This is a genomic window from Haloferax denitrificans ATCC 35960 (assembly GCF_000337795.1).
In the GTDB taxonomy this organism is placed as follows: domain Archaea; phylum Halobacteriota; class Halobacteria; order Halobacteriales; family Haloferacaceae; genus Haloferax; species Haloferax denitrificans.
The window spans coordinates 203497-218751 of record NZ_AOLP01000017.1 but is presented as its reverse complement, the minus strand read 5'-3'; the positions used below and the strand labels follow the sequence as shown (position 1 = coordinate 218751).

General features: G+C 69.8%; 16 protein-coding genes. 2 read left to right on the top strand and 14 right to left on the bottom strand.

The features are described 5' to 3' along the window. Positions 1-45 precede the first annotated feature (45 nt). The 9 genes from C438_RS19770 to C438_RS14710 all read right to left on the bottom strand — a co-directional run bounded on the left by C438_RS19770 (position 46) and on the right by C438_RS14710 (position 6866). Entirely contained in the window at positions 46-213 is a 168-nt protein-coding gene (locus C438_RS19770; protein WP_004970437.1) for a hypothetical protein, read from the bottom strand. 105 nt (positions 214-318) lie between these two features. Then, a complete protein-coding gene (locus C438_RS14745; protein WP_004970435.1) occupies positions 319-753 on the bottom strand; it encodes a metal-dependent transcriptional regulator in 435 nt (144 codons plus the stop codon). After that, complete coding sequence (locus C438_RS14740) at positions 750-1559, bottom strand: DUF7260 family protein (protein ID WP_004970433.1); 810 nt, start codon at positions 1557-1559, stop codon at positions 750-752. The genes C438_RS14745 and C438_RS14740 overlap by 4 nt, the downstream gene beginning before the upstream one ends. A 305-nt stretch (positions 1560-1864) precedes the next feature. Continuing rightward, the gene (locus C438_RS14735; RefSeq protein ID WP_004970431.1) at positions 1865-2314 is read right to left on the bottom strand and encodes a DUF6069 family protein; all 450 of its coding nucleotides are present in this window, start codon (positions 2312-2314) and stop codon (positions 1865-1867) included. 169 nt (positions 2315-2483) lie between these two features. Further along, positions 2484-5300 (bottom strand): aconitate hydratase, encoded by a 2817-nt coding sequence (locus tag C438_RS14730; RefSeq protein ID WP_004970429.1) that lies wholly within the window; start codon positions 5298-5300, stop codon positions 2484-2486. A 120-nt stretch (positions 5301-5420) separates the two neighbouring features. Next, positions 5421-5603 carry a hypothetical protein gene (locus tag C438_RS14725; RefSeq protein ID WP_004970428.1) on the bottom strand — a complete coding sequence of 61 codons (183 nt, stop codon included), beginning with the start codon at positions 5601-5603 and terminating at the stop codon, positions 5421-5423. Positions 5604-5613: 10 nt separating this feature from the next. Next, complete coding sequence (locus C438_RS14720) at positions 5614-6033, bottom strand: DUF7539 family protein (RefSeq protein WP_004970426.1); 420 nt, start codon at positions 6031-6033, stop codon at positions 5614-5616. Between the two features lie 75 nt (positions 6034-6108). Next, complete coding sequence (locus C438_RS14715; protein WP_004970424.1) at positions 6109-6369, bottom strand: glutaredoxin family protein; 261 nt, start codon at positions 6367-6369, stop codon at positions 6109-6111. A 71-nt stretch (positions 6370-6440) separates the two neighbouring features. After that, the gene (locus C438_RS14710; protein WP_004970423.1) at positions 6441-6866 is read right to left on the bottom strand and encodes a CopG family ribbon-helix-helix protein; all 426 of its coding nucleotides are present in this window, start codon (positions 6864-6866) and stop codon (positions 6441-6443) included. 261 nt (positions 6867-7127) lie between these two features. Here C438_RS14710 and C438_RS14705 point away from each other — a divergent pair, with 261 nt between their 5' ends. Further along, a complete protein-coding gene (locus tag C438_RS14705) occupies positions 7128-7625 on the top strand; it encodes a DUF7344 domain-containing protein (protein WP_004970421.1) in 498 nt (165 codons plus the stop codon). A 153-nt stretch (positions 7626-7778) separates the two neighbouring features. Beyond that, the gene (locus C438_RS19765; protein WP_004970420.1) at positions 7779-7946 is read left to right on the top strand and encodes a hypothetical protein; all 168 of its coding nucleotides are present in this window, start codon (positions 7779-7781) and stop codon (positions 7944-7946) included. Between the two features lie 42 nt (positions 7947-7988). Here C438_RS19765 and C438_RS14700 read toward each other — a convergent pair whose 3' ends face one another. From C438_RS14700 to mutS, 5 genes are all read right to left on the bottom strand, one after another. Continuing rightward, positions 7989-8633, bottom strand: a complete 645-nt coding sequence (locus C438_RS14700) for a DUF6663 family protein (RefSeq protein WP_004970419.1) — start codon at positions 8631-8633, stop codon at positions 7989-7991. Positions 8634-8703: 70 nt separating this feature from the next. Next, positions 8704-9666, bottom strand: coding sequence for a bifunctional 2-dehydro-3-deoxygluconokinase/2-dehydro-3-deoxygalactonokinase (kdgK1, locus tag C438_RS14695; RefSeq protein WP_049918135.1), 963 nt, complete (start codon positions 9664-9666; stop codon positions 8704-8706). 86 nt (positions 9667-9752) lie between these two features. Continuing rightward, entirely contained in the window at positions 9753-10055 is a 303-nt protein-coding gene (locus C438_RS14690) for a hypothetical protein (protein WP_049918110.1), read from the bottom strand. A 139-nt stretch (positions 10056-10194) separates the two neighbouring features. Next, positions 10195-12441, bottom strand: a complete 2247-nt coding sequence (gene mutL, locus C438_RS14685; protein WP_004970416.1) for a DNA mismatch repair endonuclease MutL — start codon at positions 12439-12441, stop codon at positions 10195-10197. Further along, positions 12438-15230, bottom strand: a complete 2793-nt coding sequence (gene mutS, locus C438_RS14680) for a DNA mismatch repair protein MutS (RefSeq protein ID WP_004970414.1) — start codon at positions 15228-15230, stop codon at positions 12438-12440. Before mutS ends, mutL begins: the two co-directional genes overlap by 4 nt. Positions 15231-15255: the final 25 nt, after the last annotated feature.

Here is a 15255-nt window from a genome sequence, read left to right as displayed (position 1 = left end):
GGACGGAACCGCATGAGGTGGGGCGTTACCGAGTGGGGTCTGGCGTTACCGAGTGACGTCGATAGTCACGTCGCTCGAAATCCAGCCGTCGCTGTTGCCCGACTCCATGAACACCGACTTCCCCGGTCCGCCCTTGCAGACGGATATCTCGGGGGAGTCGGGTCGGTCGGGCTCCGACGCGGATTCAGAGTTCGACTGCGTACCTGCGGCCATTGCGAGACTTTAGGGATACCTAAAACAAAAAGGGTGCGGTTCTGACCCGGCGAATTCGTGACAATTGTTGACAACTAGCACTTTCTGCGGTCCCGCTCGACTCGTTCACTCCGCGAGCGTGTCGGGCGACGACTGCGACCCCGTCTCGGTGCTCCCGTCCGCCTCGTCGCGGTCGGCCTCGTCGCGGAGCAGTGTCGCCGCGAGGCGCTCGGCGACTGTCTGGCTGACGTTTCCGACGAGTTCCATCGCCTCGTCTTCGTGGTCGTCGAGGCCGAGCACGTCCCGGCAGAACCGCGAGAGGGTCCGGTAGGTGTCGTAGAGGTCCGTGGCCGCGTCGCGGCCCTCCGCCGTGAGCGTCGCGCCCTCGTACGGCTCGTACTCCACGAGCCCCTTGGCGTCGAGGTTCTGGAGGCGCTCTGTCGCCGCGGGCGGCGAGCGGTCGAGCGCGTCGGCGACGTAGCCCGGCGAAATCGGCGTCTCCTCGTCGCCCTCCCGCTCGGCGATGTACAGCGTGAGGAGGTACTGCGGCGCGCCGATCATACGCGGCGGACGAGGTGGTCGCGGACGGCCCGCTGACAGTCCGCACAGACGCCGTCAACGCGGGTCGCGGCCGCCAAGACCGGGTAGTCGGTCGCGCGGTCCTCGTAGAGATACGCCGCGAGCAGTCGGTGGTCGACTTCGACCGCCGCGGTGTGGTGGGTCGCCCCGCCGAGACGACGCTGTCGCTCGCGGACCAGTCGGTCGCACGCCTCGCGGCGGTCGGCGAGCGCCTCGTGACGCCGCCGGAGGGCGTCGAACCCCAGTCCCGAAAGCGGCGTCTCGTCCGCCCGCACCAGCCAGTCTTCGCACTCGTCGAGCACGGCGAGCGCCGCTCGGAGCGACCGCTCCTCGCCGTCGAGCGCCCGACGCATCCCGTCGAGGCCGCGTTTCCGGTCCACCGCCGCCGACACGACCGCTTCCTTGACCGCCGGCGTGAACCGGCCTCCCGTGTCAGAATCGAGCGCCGCCGAGACCTCCGGTCCGAACTCCTCGCGAATCGTCACCGAGAGCGGTTCGGACTCGTCCCCGTCGGCGACGCTGTGGGCGCGTATCGTCTCGGCGAACAGTTCGCGGACCCGTCGCCGTCCCCCGCCGGCGGCGTCTCGCCGGGTCGCCGCCGGCATCGACGCCGTCCCGCACGCGGTCGCTCGCACGGTCCCCTCCGGCGGCCGCGCGGACTGTGCGGCGAGCTTTCGCACGCGCCGCTCGAACCGCTCGACGGCCCGTCGCTTCGCCAGCACCTGCTCGCGCTCGCGCTCGACGCGGGCCAGCGCGTCTCGGACGTCCGCGGCCTCGTCACCAATCACGTCCGCGTCCCCATCTGTCCGGTGCGCCCGACCCGGTGGTCTCGACGCCGAGGCAATCGCGCATGTTCAACACGCACCCGCGGCGGTTCCGCCGCCGCACGCGAGCGCGCCGCGTCGGTTCGGTCCCGACGACCGGTGGGACTCCTTGTCGGCCATACTGTTTAGGCCAACCTAAAACAACATAGTGTCTTCGGTTTTTAGGCTATCCTAAAGGGTGGTCGCACAGTGGGTGGTGGGGAACCCGCCGCGTCGCTCCGGTCGTCTCGCAGTGGTACGGTCGGGGCCGGACGCCGGCGGTCGGGCGGTCACTCCTCGGTCGCGTCCGGGTGGGTTCCCTTCGGGACGCCCCAGCCGAGTTCGGTGAACGACGCCACGCAGACCGCCGCGACGACGACGTGCATCACCATCAGCACGACCACACCCGGCACCGTCGCGCCGGGGTCGACGTAGAGGAGTCCGATGTCGGGGATGAACGACGCCACGAGCACCGCGGCGGCGACCCTGACGAACGTCCGGTCCGCGTCGGCGACGCGGGCCGCGAACAGTCCGTAGACGAACGTCGCCGCGACCGCGCCGACGGCCGAAAAGAGCACGACCGGCGGGTACGAAAGCGGCGCGAACGGCTCGACGAGCCCCGTTTCGAGGACGAGCGCCAACAGGAGCGCGTTCGCCACGGTTGCGACCGCGGCGGTCGCCAGCCCGCGACGCGTGAGGTCCGTCCACGTCGGGCGGGCCGCGGGTGTCACGGTTGCCATGGTAGCTAGTAGCACGCACCGGGTGAAGAAGCTACGCGTCTTCGGCGATTCGTGACGCTCCGTGAGTCCGACGCGTGGGTCGAACACGGACGGGGTGTCGCTCCGAGTCGGTTCCTCGACTCGACTCTCCGACTCGGTTTTCCGACTCGACCCTCCGGTTTCCCCCGATTCAGTTCTCGGTCAGGAGCCGACGGAGCACGTAGTGGAGGATGCCGCCGTTTTCGACGTACGTCACCGCGGCGGGCGTGCCGACCTGCGCGGTCACGTCGAACTCGATTTCGGTTCCGTCGTCTTTCGTGGCGACGACGGAGAGTTCGTCGTTGACTTCGAGGCCGTCGTCGAGGCCGCGGATGTCGAAGTGTTCGGAGCCGTCGAGGCCGAGCGACTCCCACGAGTCGCCGTCTTCGAACTGGAGCGGGAGGACGCCCATGCCGACGAGGTTGTCGCGGTAGATGCGCTCGTAGCTCTCGGCGATGGTCGCGCGCACCCCGAGGAGGTCCGTGCCCTTGGCCGCCCAGTCGCGGCTGGAGCCGGTCCCGAACTCGACACCCGAGAGGACGACGAGCGGGGTCCCCTCATCGCGGTAGCGCCGGCTGGCCTCGAAGACGGTCGTCTCCTCGCCCGTCGGGTGGTGAATCGTGTAGCCGCCCTCCACGTCGTCGAGCATCTGGTTTTCGATGCGGACGTTGGCGAACGTCCCGCGCATCATCACCTCGTGGTTGCCGCGGCGGGAGCCGTAGGTGTTGAAGTCCACGGGGTCGACGCCGTGGTCCACGAGCCACTGGCCGGCCGGGAGCTTCGACCCGAACGGCCCGGCGGGGCTGATGTGGTCGGTCGTCACCGTGTCGCCGAGCGTCAGGAGACAGCGGGCGTCTTCGATGTCCGAGACGCCGGGTTTCTCCAGCGGGAAGTCCGTGAAGAACGGCGGCTCGCGGATGTAGGTCGACTCGTCGTCCCAGTCGTACACGTCGCCGGTCGGCGCTTCGAGCGCCTCCCAGCGCTCGTCGCCCTCGAACACCTCGGCGTACTTCTCGCGGAACATCGACGGGTCGACGCTGTCGTGGATGGTCTCTCGAATCTCGTCGGCGTCCGGCCAGATGTCCGCGAGGTAGACCGCGTTGCCCTCGTCGTCGGTGCCGAGCGGGTCGGTTTCGAGGTCGATGTCCATCCGCCCGGCGAGGCCGTAGGCGACGACGAGCGGCGGGCTGGCGAGGTAGTTCGCGCGAATCTTCGGGTGGATGCGCGCCTCGAAGTTGCGGTTGCCGCTGAGGACGCTCGTCGTCCACAGGCCGTGTTCGTCGATGGCGTTCTCGATGGGTTCCGGGAGCGGCCCGGCGTTGCCGATGCAGGTAGTACAGCCGTAGCCGACCACGTCGTAGCCGAGCGCTTCGAGGTGCGGGAGCAGGTCGGCCTTCTTCAGGTACTCCGTGACGACGCGGCTCCCCGGCGCGAGACTCGTCTTCACGTACTCCGGCACGTCGAGACCCTTCTCCAGCGCGTTACGCGCGAGGAGGCCCGCGGCGACCATGACAGAGGGGTTCGAGGTGTTCGTACAGGAGGTGATGGCGCTGACGACGACGCTCCCGTGGCCGATTTCGACCGTCTCGCCGCCGAGGTCGACTTCGACGCGCTTCGTCAGTTCGCCGAGGTCGGGTTCCTCGGGGGCCGCCTCGGGCGTCTCGGTCAGCGTCCCGCCGTCGCCCGCGAGTTCGCCGTCGGGGTCGCCGCCCCCGCCCTCGCCGAGCCAGCGGGTGATTGCCTCCTCGTCGACGTCGTCGACGACCTCCTCGAACTCGCCGTAGAGGAGGTTCCGGAAGTGCGTCTTCATGTCGCCCATGGCGACGCGGTCCTGCGGGCGCTTCGGCCCGGCGAGGCTCGGTTCGACGGCGGAGAGGTCCACGTCGACCGTCTCCGTGTACTCGGGGTGTTGCTCGCCGAAGAGGCCCTGCGATTCGAGGTACTCGCGGACGAGCTCGATGTGCTCGGGTTCGCGGCCCGTGAGTTCGAGGTAGTCCAGCGTCGCCTCGTCGACCGGGAAGACGCTGATGGTCGACCCCTGTTCGGGGGCCATGTTGGAGATGGTCGCCCGGTCGGGGACAGACAGGTTCCCCACGCCGGGGCCGAAGAACTCGACGAACCGGTCGACGACGCCGACCTCGCGGAGCTGTTCGGTGACGTGCAACACGAGGTCGGTCGCGGTCGCGCCCTCCGGCAGTTCGCCGTCGAGTCTGACGCCGACGACCTCGGGGAGCTTCATCGTGATGGGCTGGCCGAGCATCGCCGCCTCGGCCTCGATGCCGCCGACGCCCCAGCCGACGACGCCGATGCCGCCTATCATGGGCGTGTGGCTGTCGGTGCCGACGAGCGTGTCGGGGAGGAGCCAGCGGTCGCCGCGCCACTCGCGGTCGTGGACGACGCGCCCGAGGTGTTCGAGGTTCACCTGGTGGACGATGCCCGTGCCCGGCGGGACGACGCTGAAGTTGTCGAAGGCGTTCTGCGCCCACTTGAGCGCCTTGTAGCGCTCGGCGTTGCGCTCGTACTCCAACTCGACGTTCTTCTCGTAGGCGTCGGGCGAGCCGAAGAAGTCGACCTGCACGCTGTGGTCGATGACGAGGTCACACGGCACCTCGGGTTCGACGAGCTTCGGGTCCTTGCCGGCGCGGTCGGCCGCGGAGCGAAGCGCCGCGAGGTCGACGACCGCGGGCACGCCCGTCAGGTCCTGTAGCACCACGCGAGACGGCGTGAAGGGAACCTCGACGTTCGGCACGTCAGGCTCCCACGAGGCGGCGTTTCGTACGTCGTCTTCGGTGACGATGTCGCCGTCGACGTTCCGAACTACCGACTCCAACAGGATGCGGATGCTCACCGGGAGTTTGTCGAGTTCGCAGAGGCCCTGTTCTTCCAGTACGGTCAGGTCCGCCATCTTGTACGTGGTTCCGTCGTGTTCGAACTCACGGACGGCGTCCAGCGTATCTCCATCACTCATAGTCGACCGTTAGGGTCTCCGTGGGCTTGAATACGGGACTCGTTCTCACGGCGTCGGAATCGAGGCGAACCCGGGTCGAGTCGGCGATATCTGGGACTCTGGAGAGGGTTCCGCCGCGGCTCACCGAGACCGCGGGCGGGACTTCCCCAGTTCGCCCGCGACGATGACGCCGCCGTGTTCGAGAAGCGAGTGCGAACAGTCCCAACAGCTGTACCGCAGGTCGTGGCCGCGGGCGACGACTACGTCGGCGCGCTCGCCGCACCGATAACAGGTCCGGTGGTCTGCCGGGTGGATGACGCGCATCGGCCTCGGGCTACTCCTCCGGGACGGCCGCGACCCCGACGAACTCGTTGACCTCGTCTTGGACGTACCGGCGGACGCGCTCGCAGTAGTCCCACAGGAGGTCGTTGAACTGCTCGCGCTCGGGTTCGGTCAGGCTCTCGCCGCCCCGCGACCACGACGCCGGAATCTCGGAGTGACGGGTGCAGACGACCGAAATCGGGTGGTTCTTCGGATGGCCCATGACGACGGCGTACTCGTCTGTGCCCCAGAGCCCGTCGTCGCCGTCGCCCGCGAGCTCCGCGTCCACCTCGTCGAGAAGCTGTCGCTCCTCGGCCGTGATGGCGGCGTCGTCGCCGGCGAACAGCTCGCGGTACGCCCGGTCGCGGGCCGTGTAGGTCCACCCGTCGAGTCGCTCCCGCGCCTCTCGGAGGAGTCGTCTGTCAGCTTCCATGCGTATCAAAAGGTGCGCCGAGGTGATAGGCGTAGGCCCGCCTCGCCCCGTCTCCTCTCGTTCGGGCGACGCCGCTTACTCCCGCGCCGCGGTCAGCTTCTCCCTGAGTCGCTCCGGGTCGACGCGGAACTTGAACGCGGGCCGGCCGTCGACGTAGACGTACGGCACGCGCTCGCCGTACGTCTCGCGGAGTTCGTCGTCGGCGTCGACGTTCACGAGGTCGATATCGACCGGGACGTCCGCCTCCGCGGCGACCTCGCGGACGGTCGCTTCGGCCTCGTCGCAGAGGTGACACTCCGTGCGCGTGTAGATGACGATGGGGACGGCGTCGCTCATCGCTCGATGTCGCCGCCGCGGCCTGTTGAGTCTTCTCGTCGGCGTCCTCTCCGCGGCGGTTGTCCCGAAGCTCAGTCCTCGACAATGCCCGTGAACTCGTCGACCGGCATCACCGAGTAGTCGACGCTCAGGGTGTCGCGGGTCGCGCGAATCTTCCCGACGAACGTCGAGATGTCCGAGAGCTGTCCTTCGAGGACGAACAGCTCCATGCAGTAGTGGTTGCCGACGTGGTTGTGAAAGTTCGACTTCACGAGGCCCTCGTACTCGTGTCGCAGGCCCATCATCCGCTCTTCGACGGCGGTCGTCTCGTAGTCGAAGATGACGGTGACGACGGCCATCAGCTCGCGGTCTTCGAGCTTCTTGTCCTCGAACTCGCCGAGGAGGTTCCGGGCCGCCTCCCTGACGACCTCGCTTCGCCCCGTGTAGCCGTGCTCGCCGGCGAACGAGTCGATGCGTTCCAGAAGCTCCTCCGGCATGGAGACGCTGACGACGGTCATATATTAACTCCGGCAGGAATTCCTATTAAAGATTCGTATCGCCCCCCGAATCGGCTCCGCTCGCGCCGCGACGGGGGAACGATGTTGCAAGTATCTGTTGGCCGGTTCTCGGCCGCCGTCGGTCGCCGATTCGCCCCGAAACCCCGGCTGACGGCGGTTCCGTCCGGGTGTTCCGTCGCCGTCGGCGTTTTCGATTCCGATACCGGAGGCGAACTGTTGATATAGGAGAAGCGACCAGTCACAAACCGATCGAATCCTCGTATGGCGACAACATCCGAACCCGGGCTCTCCGAGACGCGAATTCACGAGGTACTGAGTAACGACCGCCGGCGGATGGCCATCGAGTTCCTCCAGGACGGCGACCTGACCCTCCGCGAACTCTCGGAGCGCATCGCGGAAGCCGAGACCGGGGAGTCGCCGCCGCCGCGAAACATCCGACAGAGCGCCTACGTTTCGCTACAACAGACCCACATCCCGAAGCTCGTCGAACTGGACATCGTGCACTACGACGAGGAGTCGAAGGTCGTCTCGTTGGCCGAGGCGGGCGACGTGACGGTCTACATGGAGGTCGTCCCCGAGGGCGAACTCTCGTGGAGCGAGTACTACGCCGCCCTCGCCGCGCTCGGCATCGTCCTCATGATTGCCGTCGTCGTCGGCGTCCCCGTCATCTCGGCCGTCGGCGCGCCCGGTCTCGGCTCGCTCGTCTTCGCCGTTCTCGGCGGCTCCGCGGTCTACCAGCGCTGGTCCCAAGAGGACTGACGCGCTCCGTCGCCCCGCTTTTCTGTCGAGTCCCTCGCAGTTGACCGCGCTCGCTCGACGACTCGCTACGCCGACCGCTCGACGCTCGGAGACGGTCCCGTCGGCGACGCTCGGCGGCGTGACAGTTAGGTTGTCCCCGCCACGACTCGGCGTATGCACGACTCGTCAGGCCCAGACGGGCCGCCGACGGTCTGCGGCGAGTGCGGCGCGAGACACTCGTTTCGGCGGCGGTACGTCACCGGCGGCGGCTGGCGGACCGTCTACCGGTGTTCCGAGTGCGGGTCCCGCGCGCCGAGCGACGCCGACGACGGTCCCGCGTGAGCCGCGGCGGTCGCCATCAGCCCGCGCGACTCGCGGGGCGCGTCAGCAGTAGGTGTCGCGCATCGTCCGCGCGAACAGCCCCTCGCGGTCGAGCGCGATGGCGACGAGGACGAACTCCTCGTCGAGGGGGCGCAGGACGAACACCTCGCGGGGCGCGTCCGGCGCGTCGGTCTCGTCGTCGAGACGGTCCAAAAGCGGGTCCAGCGGGACGACGCCGTCGCCGAACTCGTCGAACAGGTCGCGCGCGCCGGGCTGTTTCGCGAAGACGTAGAGCACGGCGTTCGGGTCGCCGTCGGTGCCGTAGGTGACGCGCGAGCCGATAGCCTCGCCGTCGCCGGTCGCCCGCCACGTCTCGCGGGCGGCCTCGAACAGCCCCGTCGCGGCCCCGACGAACCGAAAGCGGGTCCGGTCGCGGACCGTCACGGCCGCAAAGCGCGGGTCGCCGTCCTCCCAGCGCAGGGTGGCCTCGATTTCGTTTCCGGGTTCGAGCGCCGAGACGCGCTCGGCGAGGTCGCCGCCGTAGCCGGCCTGCGGCACGTACGTCGGCGAGTAGGCGTCGTCGGCGTCGGTCTCGACGGCCGGGTCGGTCCAGTCGATGCGCTCGTCGGGGAGTTCGAGCAAGAGGAGTTCGTCTCCGTCGCGCGGACTGCGATAGACCCGGAACCGGCCGGTCGTCGTGACCTCCATGTCCGCGGCTACTGGGCGGACGGAAATACGCCTGCCGGTCGGCCGCCCGGTCGTCGGGACGCCCGTCGGCTCACCGCGAGATGCCGTCGCCCTCGTCGGCGACGACGCGCTCGACGTCTTCGGGGTTGACGACGGCGATATCGCCTTCGATGGTCCGCTTGAACGACGCCGTCGCCGAGGCCCACTCCAGCGACTCGGCCACGCTCCCGCCGTCGAGGTGCTTCGCGAGGTAGCCGCCGACGAACGCGTCGCCGGTGCCGATGGCGTCGTAGGTCTCGGCGTCGTAGACGCCCTGTTCGAACACCGCGCCGTCGGACACCGCGAGCGACCCCGCCTCGCCGCGGGTGACGACGACGGTCTCGATACCGTAGTCCTCGGCGAGTCCGCGGGCGACCGACTCGGCGTCGCCGTCGCGCCCGAGGACGGTCGCCGCGTCGCGCTCGGCGGCGAAAAGCAGGTCGATGGAGCCAAGCAGGTCGCGGTAGCCCTCGGCCGCCTCGTCGGGCGACCAGAGCTTCGCCCGGTAGTTCAGGTCGAAGGCGGTCATCGTCCCGGTGTCCTGCGCCGCGGCGAGCACGTCGGCCGTGGTCTCGCGGAGCGTCTCGGAGAGCGCGGGCGTGATGCCGGTCGTGTAGCACACCTCGGCGTCGCGGACGGCGTCGAGGTCGAACTCGCCCGTCTCCAGCGTCGTCACGGCCGCGTCGGCGCGGTCGTAGACGACGTTCGTCGGCCGCGGGGCCGCCCCGTGTTCGAGGTAGTAGACGCCCTGTCGGGAGTCGGCGTCGTCGGTCCAGACGACGCCGTCGGTGTCGACGCCGTGGCTCCGGAGTTCGCCGACGACGCGCCGGCCGAGCGGCGAGTCGGGGAGCTTCGAGAACCACGCGGCGTCTCCTCCGAGTCGGGCGACGGCGACGGCGACGTTCGACTCCGCGCCGCCCGCCTGCACTTCGAGTTCGCGGGCGGTTTCGAGTCGCTCGCCACGCGGCGGCGACAGCCGAAGCATCGTCTCGCCGAAGGTCACGAGTGCTGTCATGGACGGCCGTTCGCGGGCGCGATATAAACCTCCGGCGTTGCCGACGAGGTTCGCGCCCGCGGTCGATTCGGTCGCCCCGCGCCCGCTCACGTGGCGGTCAGCCGCCGGACGAGGTAGATGAACGCGATGGGGATGCTCAAGAACGGAACCGCCACGAGGTAGTACACGGGCGAGGGAACCCAGTCGCTCTCGCGGGCGAGGTCGAGTCGGTCGGCGTAGAGCGCCAGCGGGCCGACGAGTACGGCGGCCGCCGTCCCGTAGAGCCGAATCGCCTGCCCGACCGCGTCGGCCCACGGCGGCACGCTCGGTCCCGTCGCCGCGGTGAAGAGATACGAGACGACGAGCACCAGCGGCCCGAAGCAGACGCCCAGAACGACCAGCGGGTTCATCGCCTCCACTGTCTCGGCGCTCGGACTTGAATCCTCGCCGCGGCTATCGGTTCCGAGAACCGGGGCGAGGCGGCGAGACCAGCGCGACGAGACGGCCGCGCCCGCCCGGCCTGCCCCAACCCGACCCGACCCGCTCGGGCTACTCCTCGCGTCGCCGCCCGCCGTGGCCGGGGTAGTCGCGCTCGAAGCGCGAGGCGATTTCGTCGCGGTCGAACTCGACGATGACCGGGCGGCCGTGGGGGCAGGCGTAGGGGTTCTCGCAGTCGTCGAGCGCCGCGAGCAGGTCGAGCACGGAGCCCTCCCGGAGCGACGTGTTGCCTGTAATCGAGGGGTAACACGCGAGGTCGGACAGCAGTTCGTCGGCGACGGCGTCGACGGTCTTCCGGCCGCCGTCGACCTCCTCGCGGACGAACGCCGTCAGCGCGTCCCGGAGCAGGCCGGGGTCGAGCGCGGCGTCGAACACCGCCGGCACGGTGCGCACCGAGACGGTCCGCTCGCCGGTCCGGCCGGCGTGGAAGCCCACCTGCGCCAGTGCCTCGCGGTACTCCTCGAACAGCGCCGCCTCGCGCGCCGTGAGTTCGAGTTCGACCGGCTCGGCCAGCGCCTGCGTCGGCGTGTCGCCTTCGACCTCGCCTTTCAGGCGCTCGTAGTTCACGCGCTCGTCGGCGGCGTGCTGGTCGACGAGCACCAGCCCCTCGTCGGTCTCGGCGACGATGTAGGTGTCCGCGAGTTGGCCGATGATTCGCATCGACGGGAGCGAGTCGAACTCGGGCGAGAGGTCCGCCTCCTCACCGGAGAGGTCGCGCTGGGTCGTCGGCGCGGCGATGCGCGAGGGAGGGCTTCGGGACGCGCTTTCGTCCGCCCCCGCTTCGGCCGACGACGCCGCGTCCGGCGTCGGTTCCGATTCGCCCCCGTCGTCGGTCGAAAGCGACGACTGCTCGGTCGTCTCCGGCCCCGGCGCGAGGTCGTACTCGCGGGGCGGCGTCGGCGGCGCGGACGACGGCGGGTCAGTCGCCCCGGACGAGTCCGCGGGCGTCTCGACGGTCGAACCGGGCGAGCCGTGGTCGCCAGCAGGACCGTCGGCGTCGACGCCCGCCTCCCGTTCAGTTGCAGTCGTGGTGTCCGGGTCGGCGTCGCGGGTCGCGGTTGCGTCCGAGTTCGCCCGAGCGCCCGACTCGCGGACCGCTCGGTCCTCCCGAGCCTCCCGCGCGGACTGCACGTCCCGCGCTGACGGGGGGTCGGCGTCGCCCGCGTCTCCCGATTCGCCGTCCGAATCCGCTTCCCGGACCTCGTGGGGGTCCATCGAGGTCGCGTCGTTGCCGTCGGGCGAACCGGGTTCGATGGCCGCTTCGTCGGCTTTCGACCGCCCCCGCGGGGCCGACGACCGGACGAGACCGTTGCTCAGGAGGGCGTCTTCGACCGCCTCGGTCACGTCGCGCTTGACGCCCGTCTCGTCGTCCCAGCGGACCTCCATCTTCCGCGGGTGGACGTTCACGTCCACGGCGTCGGGCGCGACCTCGACGAACAGCACCGCGAAGGGGTAGCGGTCGGCGTCGAGTTGGCCGCCGTAGGCGTCGAGGACGGCCTCGCGGAGCACGCGGTCCGTGACGTAGCGGTCGTTGACGAACGTCGAGAGGTAGTCGCGGGTGCTCCGGGTCGTCTCGGGGTGGCTCACGAGCCCCGAGACGGAGACGCCGGGGGCGTCGCGGTCGACCGGAACCATCGACTCCGCGACCTCGCGGCCGTACACCGAGAGCACGGTCGACTGGAGGTCGCCGCGACCCTCGGTGGCGAACACCTCGCGGTCGTCGTGTTCGAGCGAGACGGCCACGTCGGGGTTGGCGAGCGCGTAGTGGGTGACGACCGCGTTGACGTGGTCGAACTCGGTCGCCGTCGTCTTGAGGAACTTCCGGCGGGCGGGCGTGTTGTAAAACAGGTCGTCGACTTCGACGACGGTCCCCTCTGGACAGCCGGCGGGTCGAATCGACTCGACCTCGCCGCCCTCGTATTGCAACTCGGTGCCCACGTCGCCGCCGCGGGGCTTCGACCGGATGGTCAGCCGCGACACCGCGCCGATGGTGTGGAGCGCCTCGCCGCGGAAGCCGAGCGTGCCCACGCCGGCTTCGAGGTCCTCGATGTCGCCGATTTTGCTCGTCGTGTGCTCGCGGACGGCGAGTTCGAGGTCGTCCTCGCTCATGCCGACGCCGTCGTCGCGGATGCGGACGCCCTCCACGCCGCCGGCGTCGACGGCCACGGAGATGCGCGTCGCGTCCGCGTCGAGGCTGTTTTCGAACAGCTCTTTGACGACCGAGGCTGGTCGCTCGACCACCTCGCCGGCGGCGATGCGCTGGATAGTCTTCTCGTCGAGCTGTTTGATGTCGCTCATTCGCCGTCACCGCCGTCGAGTTTCGACTGCCACGCCTGCACCTTCGCCATCAGGTTCAGCGGCGACGTGGCGTTCACGTCGGTCGATTGCAGTTCGCCGAGGACGGCCTCGGTCTCGGGGTCCAGCGCGGCCTCGGTCTCGGTCTCGGGGTCCAGCGCGGCCTTGGTCTCGGTCTCGGTCTCGGCCCCAGTTCCGGCGTCGCCCGTTTCGGCCTTCGACTCGACGGCCGCGGCCGCGTCCACTGAGCCGTTGCCAGTCGCGCCGTTCGCGGGCGCGCCGGAGCCGGCCGAACCGCCGGAGCCGCCAGTCTCGGGGGCTTCGGCGACGGTCATCTGCCCGCTTCCCACGTCGAAGACGGCCTGTACGGGTTCCGACGACCCGGAGCCTTTCGCCTCGATGGCCTTCTCCTCGCGGAGTCGGTCCAGTACGTCGCCGGCGCGGTCGACCACCGGGCGCGGGACGCCCGCGAGGTCGGCGACGTGAATCCCGTAGCTCCGGTCGGTCGGCCCGTCGACGACGGTCCTGAGGAACGTCACGTCGCCGTCGCGCTCGTCGGCCGCGACGTGGACGTTGGCGACGCGGTCGAGGTGGTCCGCGAGGCTCGTCAGCTCGTGGTAGTGCGTGGCGAACAGCGTCTTCGCGCGCACCTCGTTGTGGAGGTACTCGGTGGCCGCCCACGCGATGGAGATGCCGTCGTAGGTGGCCGTCCCGCGGCCCACCTCGTCGAGGATGACGAGCGAGTCCTCGGTGGCCGAGTGGAGGATGTTGCTCAGCTCCTGCATCTCGACCATGAACGTCGAGCGGCCCTGCGCGAGTTCGTCCAGCGCGCCGACGCGGGTGTAGATGCCGTCGACGACGCCGACGGTGGCGCTTCGGGCGGGGACGAAGCTCCCCACCTGCGCGAGGAGCGTGATGAGCGCCGCCTGCCGCATGTACGTCGATTTGCCGGACATGTTCGGCCCGGTGACGATGAGGAAGCCGCGGTCGTCGTCCATGCGGAGGTCGTTCGGGACGAAGTCGGTCGTCGTCTCCACGACCGGGTGGCGACCGGCCTCGATGTCGAGCGCCCCGGCGTCGGTGAGTTCGGGGCGCGTCCAGCCGTTGCCGGCGGCGTGGGTGGCGAGCGACGCCAGCGCGTCCACCTCGGCGATGGTCCGGCCCACGTCCTGCAGGAGTTCGGCGTGCTGGGCCACGCGCTCGCGGAGCTCTTCGAACAGTTCGTACTCGAGGTCGCCGCGGGCCTCTTCGAGCCGGAGAATCTCGCGTTCCTTCTCCTCTAACTCCTCGGTGACGAAGCGCTTGGAGTTCTTGAGCGTCTTTATCTGCCGGTAGTGGTCGGGCACCTGGTCCGCGACCGACTTGCCGACCTGAATGTAGTAGCCGTCGGTCTTGTTGCGGTCGACGGTGACGTGCGAGAGGCCGTGGGCCCGCTTCTCGCGGTCGGCGAGCGTGTCGAGCCACGACTTCGCCGACTCGTGGCGCTCGATGAGGTCGTCGAGGTCGTCGTCGTAGCCCGTCTGGAACAGCCCGCCTTGCGTGACCGTCTTCGGCGGGTCCTCGGCGAGCGAGTCGTCGAGGTCGGCTCGGAGGTCGGCCGCGGCGTCCCGGTCGGGCCGCGAGACGACTTCCGCGAGCGGAGAGTCCGCGAGTTCGGTCCCCTCGATGGCGTCGGCGAGCGCGGGAAGCACCGAGAGCGTGTCGCGGACCGAAAGCAGGTCCGACGCGCCGGCGCTCCCGGAGGCCGACCGGGAGGCGAGCCGTTCGAGGTCGTACGCCCCGTCGAGCACCTCGCGGACGCGCTCGCGGGCGAGGGCGGCCGACGCGAGCGACTCCACGGCGTCGAGGCGGCGGGCGAGTTCGTCGCGGTCGCGTCGCGGGCGGGTCAGCCACTCGCGGAGGAGGCGGCCGCCGGGCGAGGTGACGGTGTGGTCTATCGTGTCGAAAAGCGACCCCGAGCGGTCGCCGTGCATGGTCTCGATGAGTTCGAGGTTGCGCTGGGTGGTCGCGTCGAGTTCGAGCAGGTCCGAGGGGTGGTAGACCTGCAGGCGCGTCATCGACCGGAGGACGCCCGCGCCCGTCTCCTCGACGTAGGCGAGGACGCCGCCGGCGGCGCGGGTCGCGAGGTCGGAGTCGAGGCCGACGCTATCGACCGTGGACGCGCCGAACTGCTCGCGGACGGCGTGGCGGGCGCGACCCGGCGCGAACGCCTCGGTGGAGAAAAGCGAGAAGGAGGCGTCGGTGGCCTCGCGCAGGCGCGAGAGCGTCTCGTCGTCGCTCCGCAGGTCCGGGCCGGGGAGGACCTCGACGGGGGCGAAGCGGTAGAGTTCGGCCGCGGCGTCGTCGACGGTCGCGGCCTCGGTGACGAGGAACTGGCCGGTCGTGATGTCGGCGAACGCGAGGCCGACGCCGTCGCCGGCGGTCACGACGGCCGCGAGGAACTGCGCGTCGGCGCGGGACGTTTCGAGGAGCGTCCCCGGCGTGACGACGCGCTTTATCTCCCGGCGGAGGTCGCCGGACTCGGTCTCGTACTGGTCGGCGACGGCGACCCGGTAGCCGCGCTCGACGAGCGCCTTGAGGTAGGGCGTCAGGTCGTTCAGCGGCACGCCCGCCATCGGGTACGACGACCCGTGCGAGGACTTCTGGGAGACCGTGAGGTCGAGTTCGCGGCCGACGGTCTCGGCGTCGTCGGCGAAGAACTCGTAGAAGTCGCCGCACTGCATGGCGAGCAGGTCGGCGTCGGTCTCCTCTTTCAGCGAGAGGAACTGTCCGACGATTCCCTGAGTAGTCATGTCCGCACGTGGGCGGGCCGGCGGA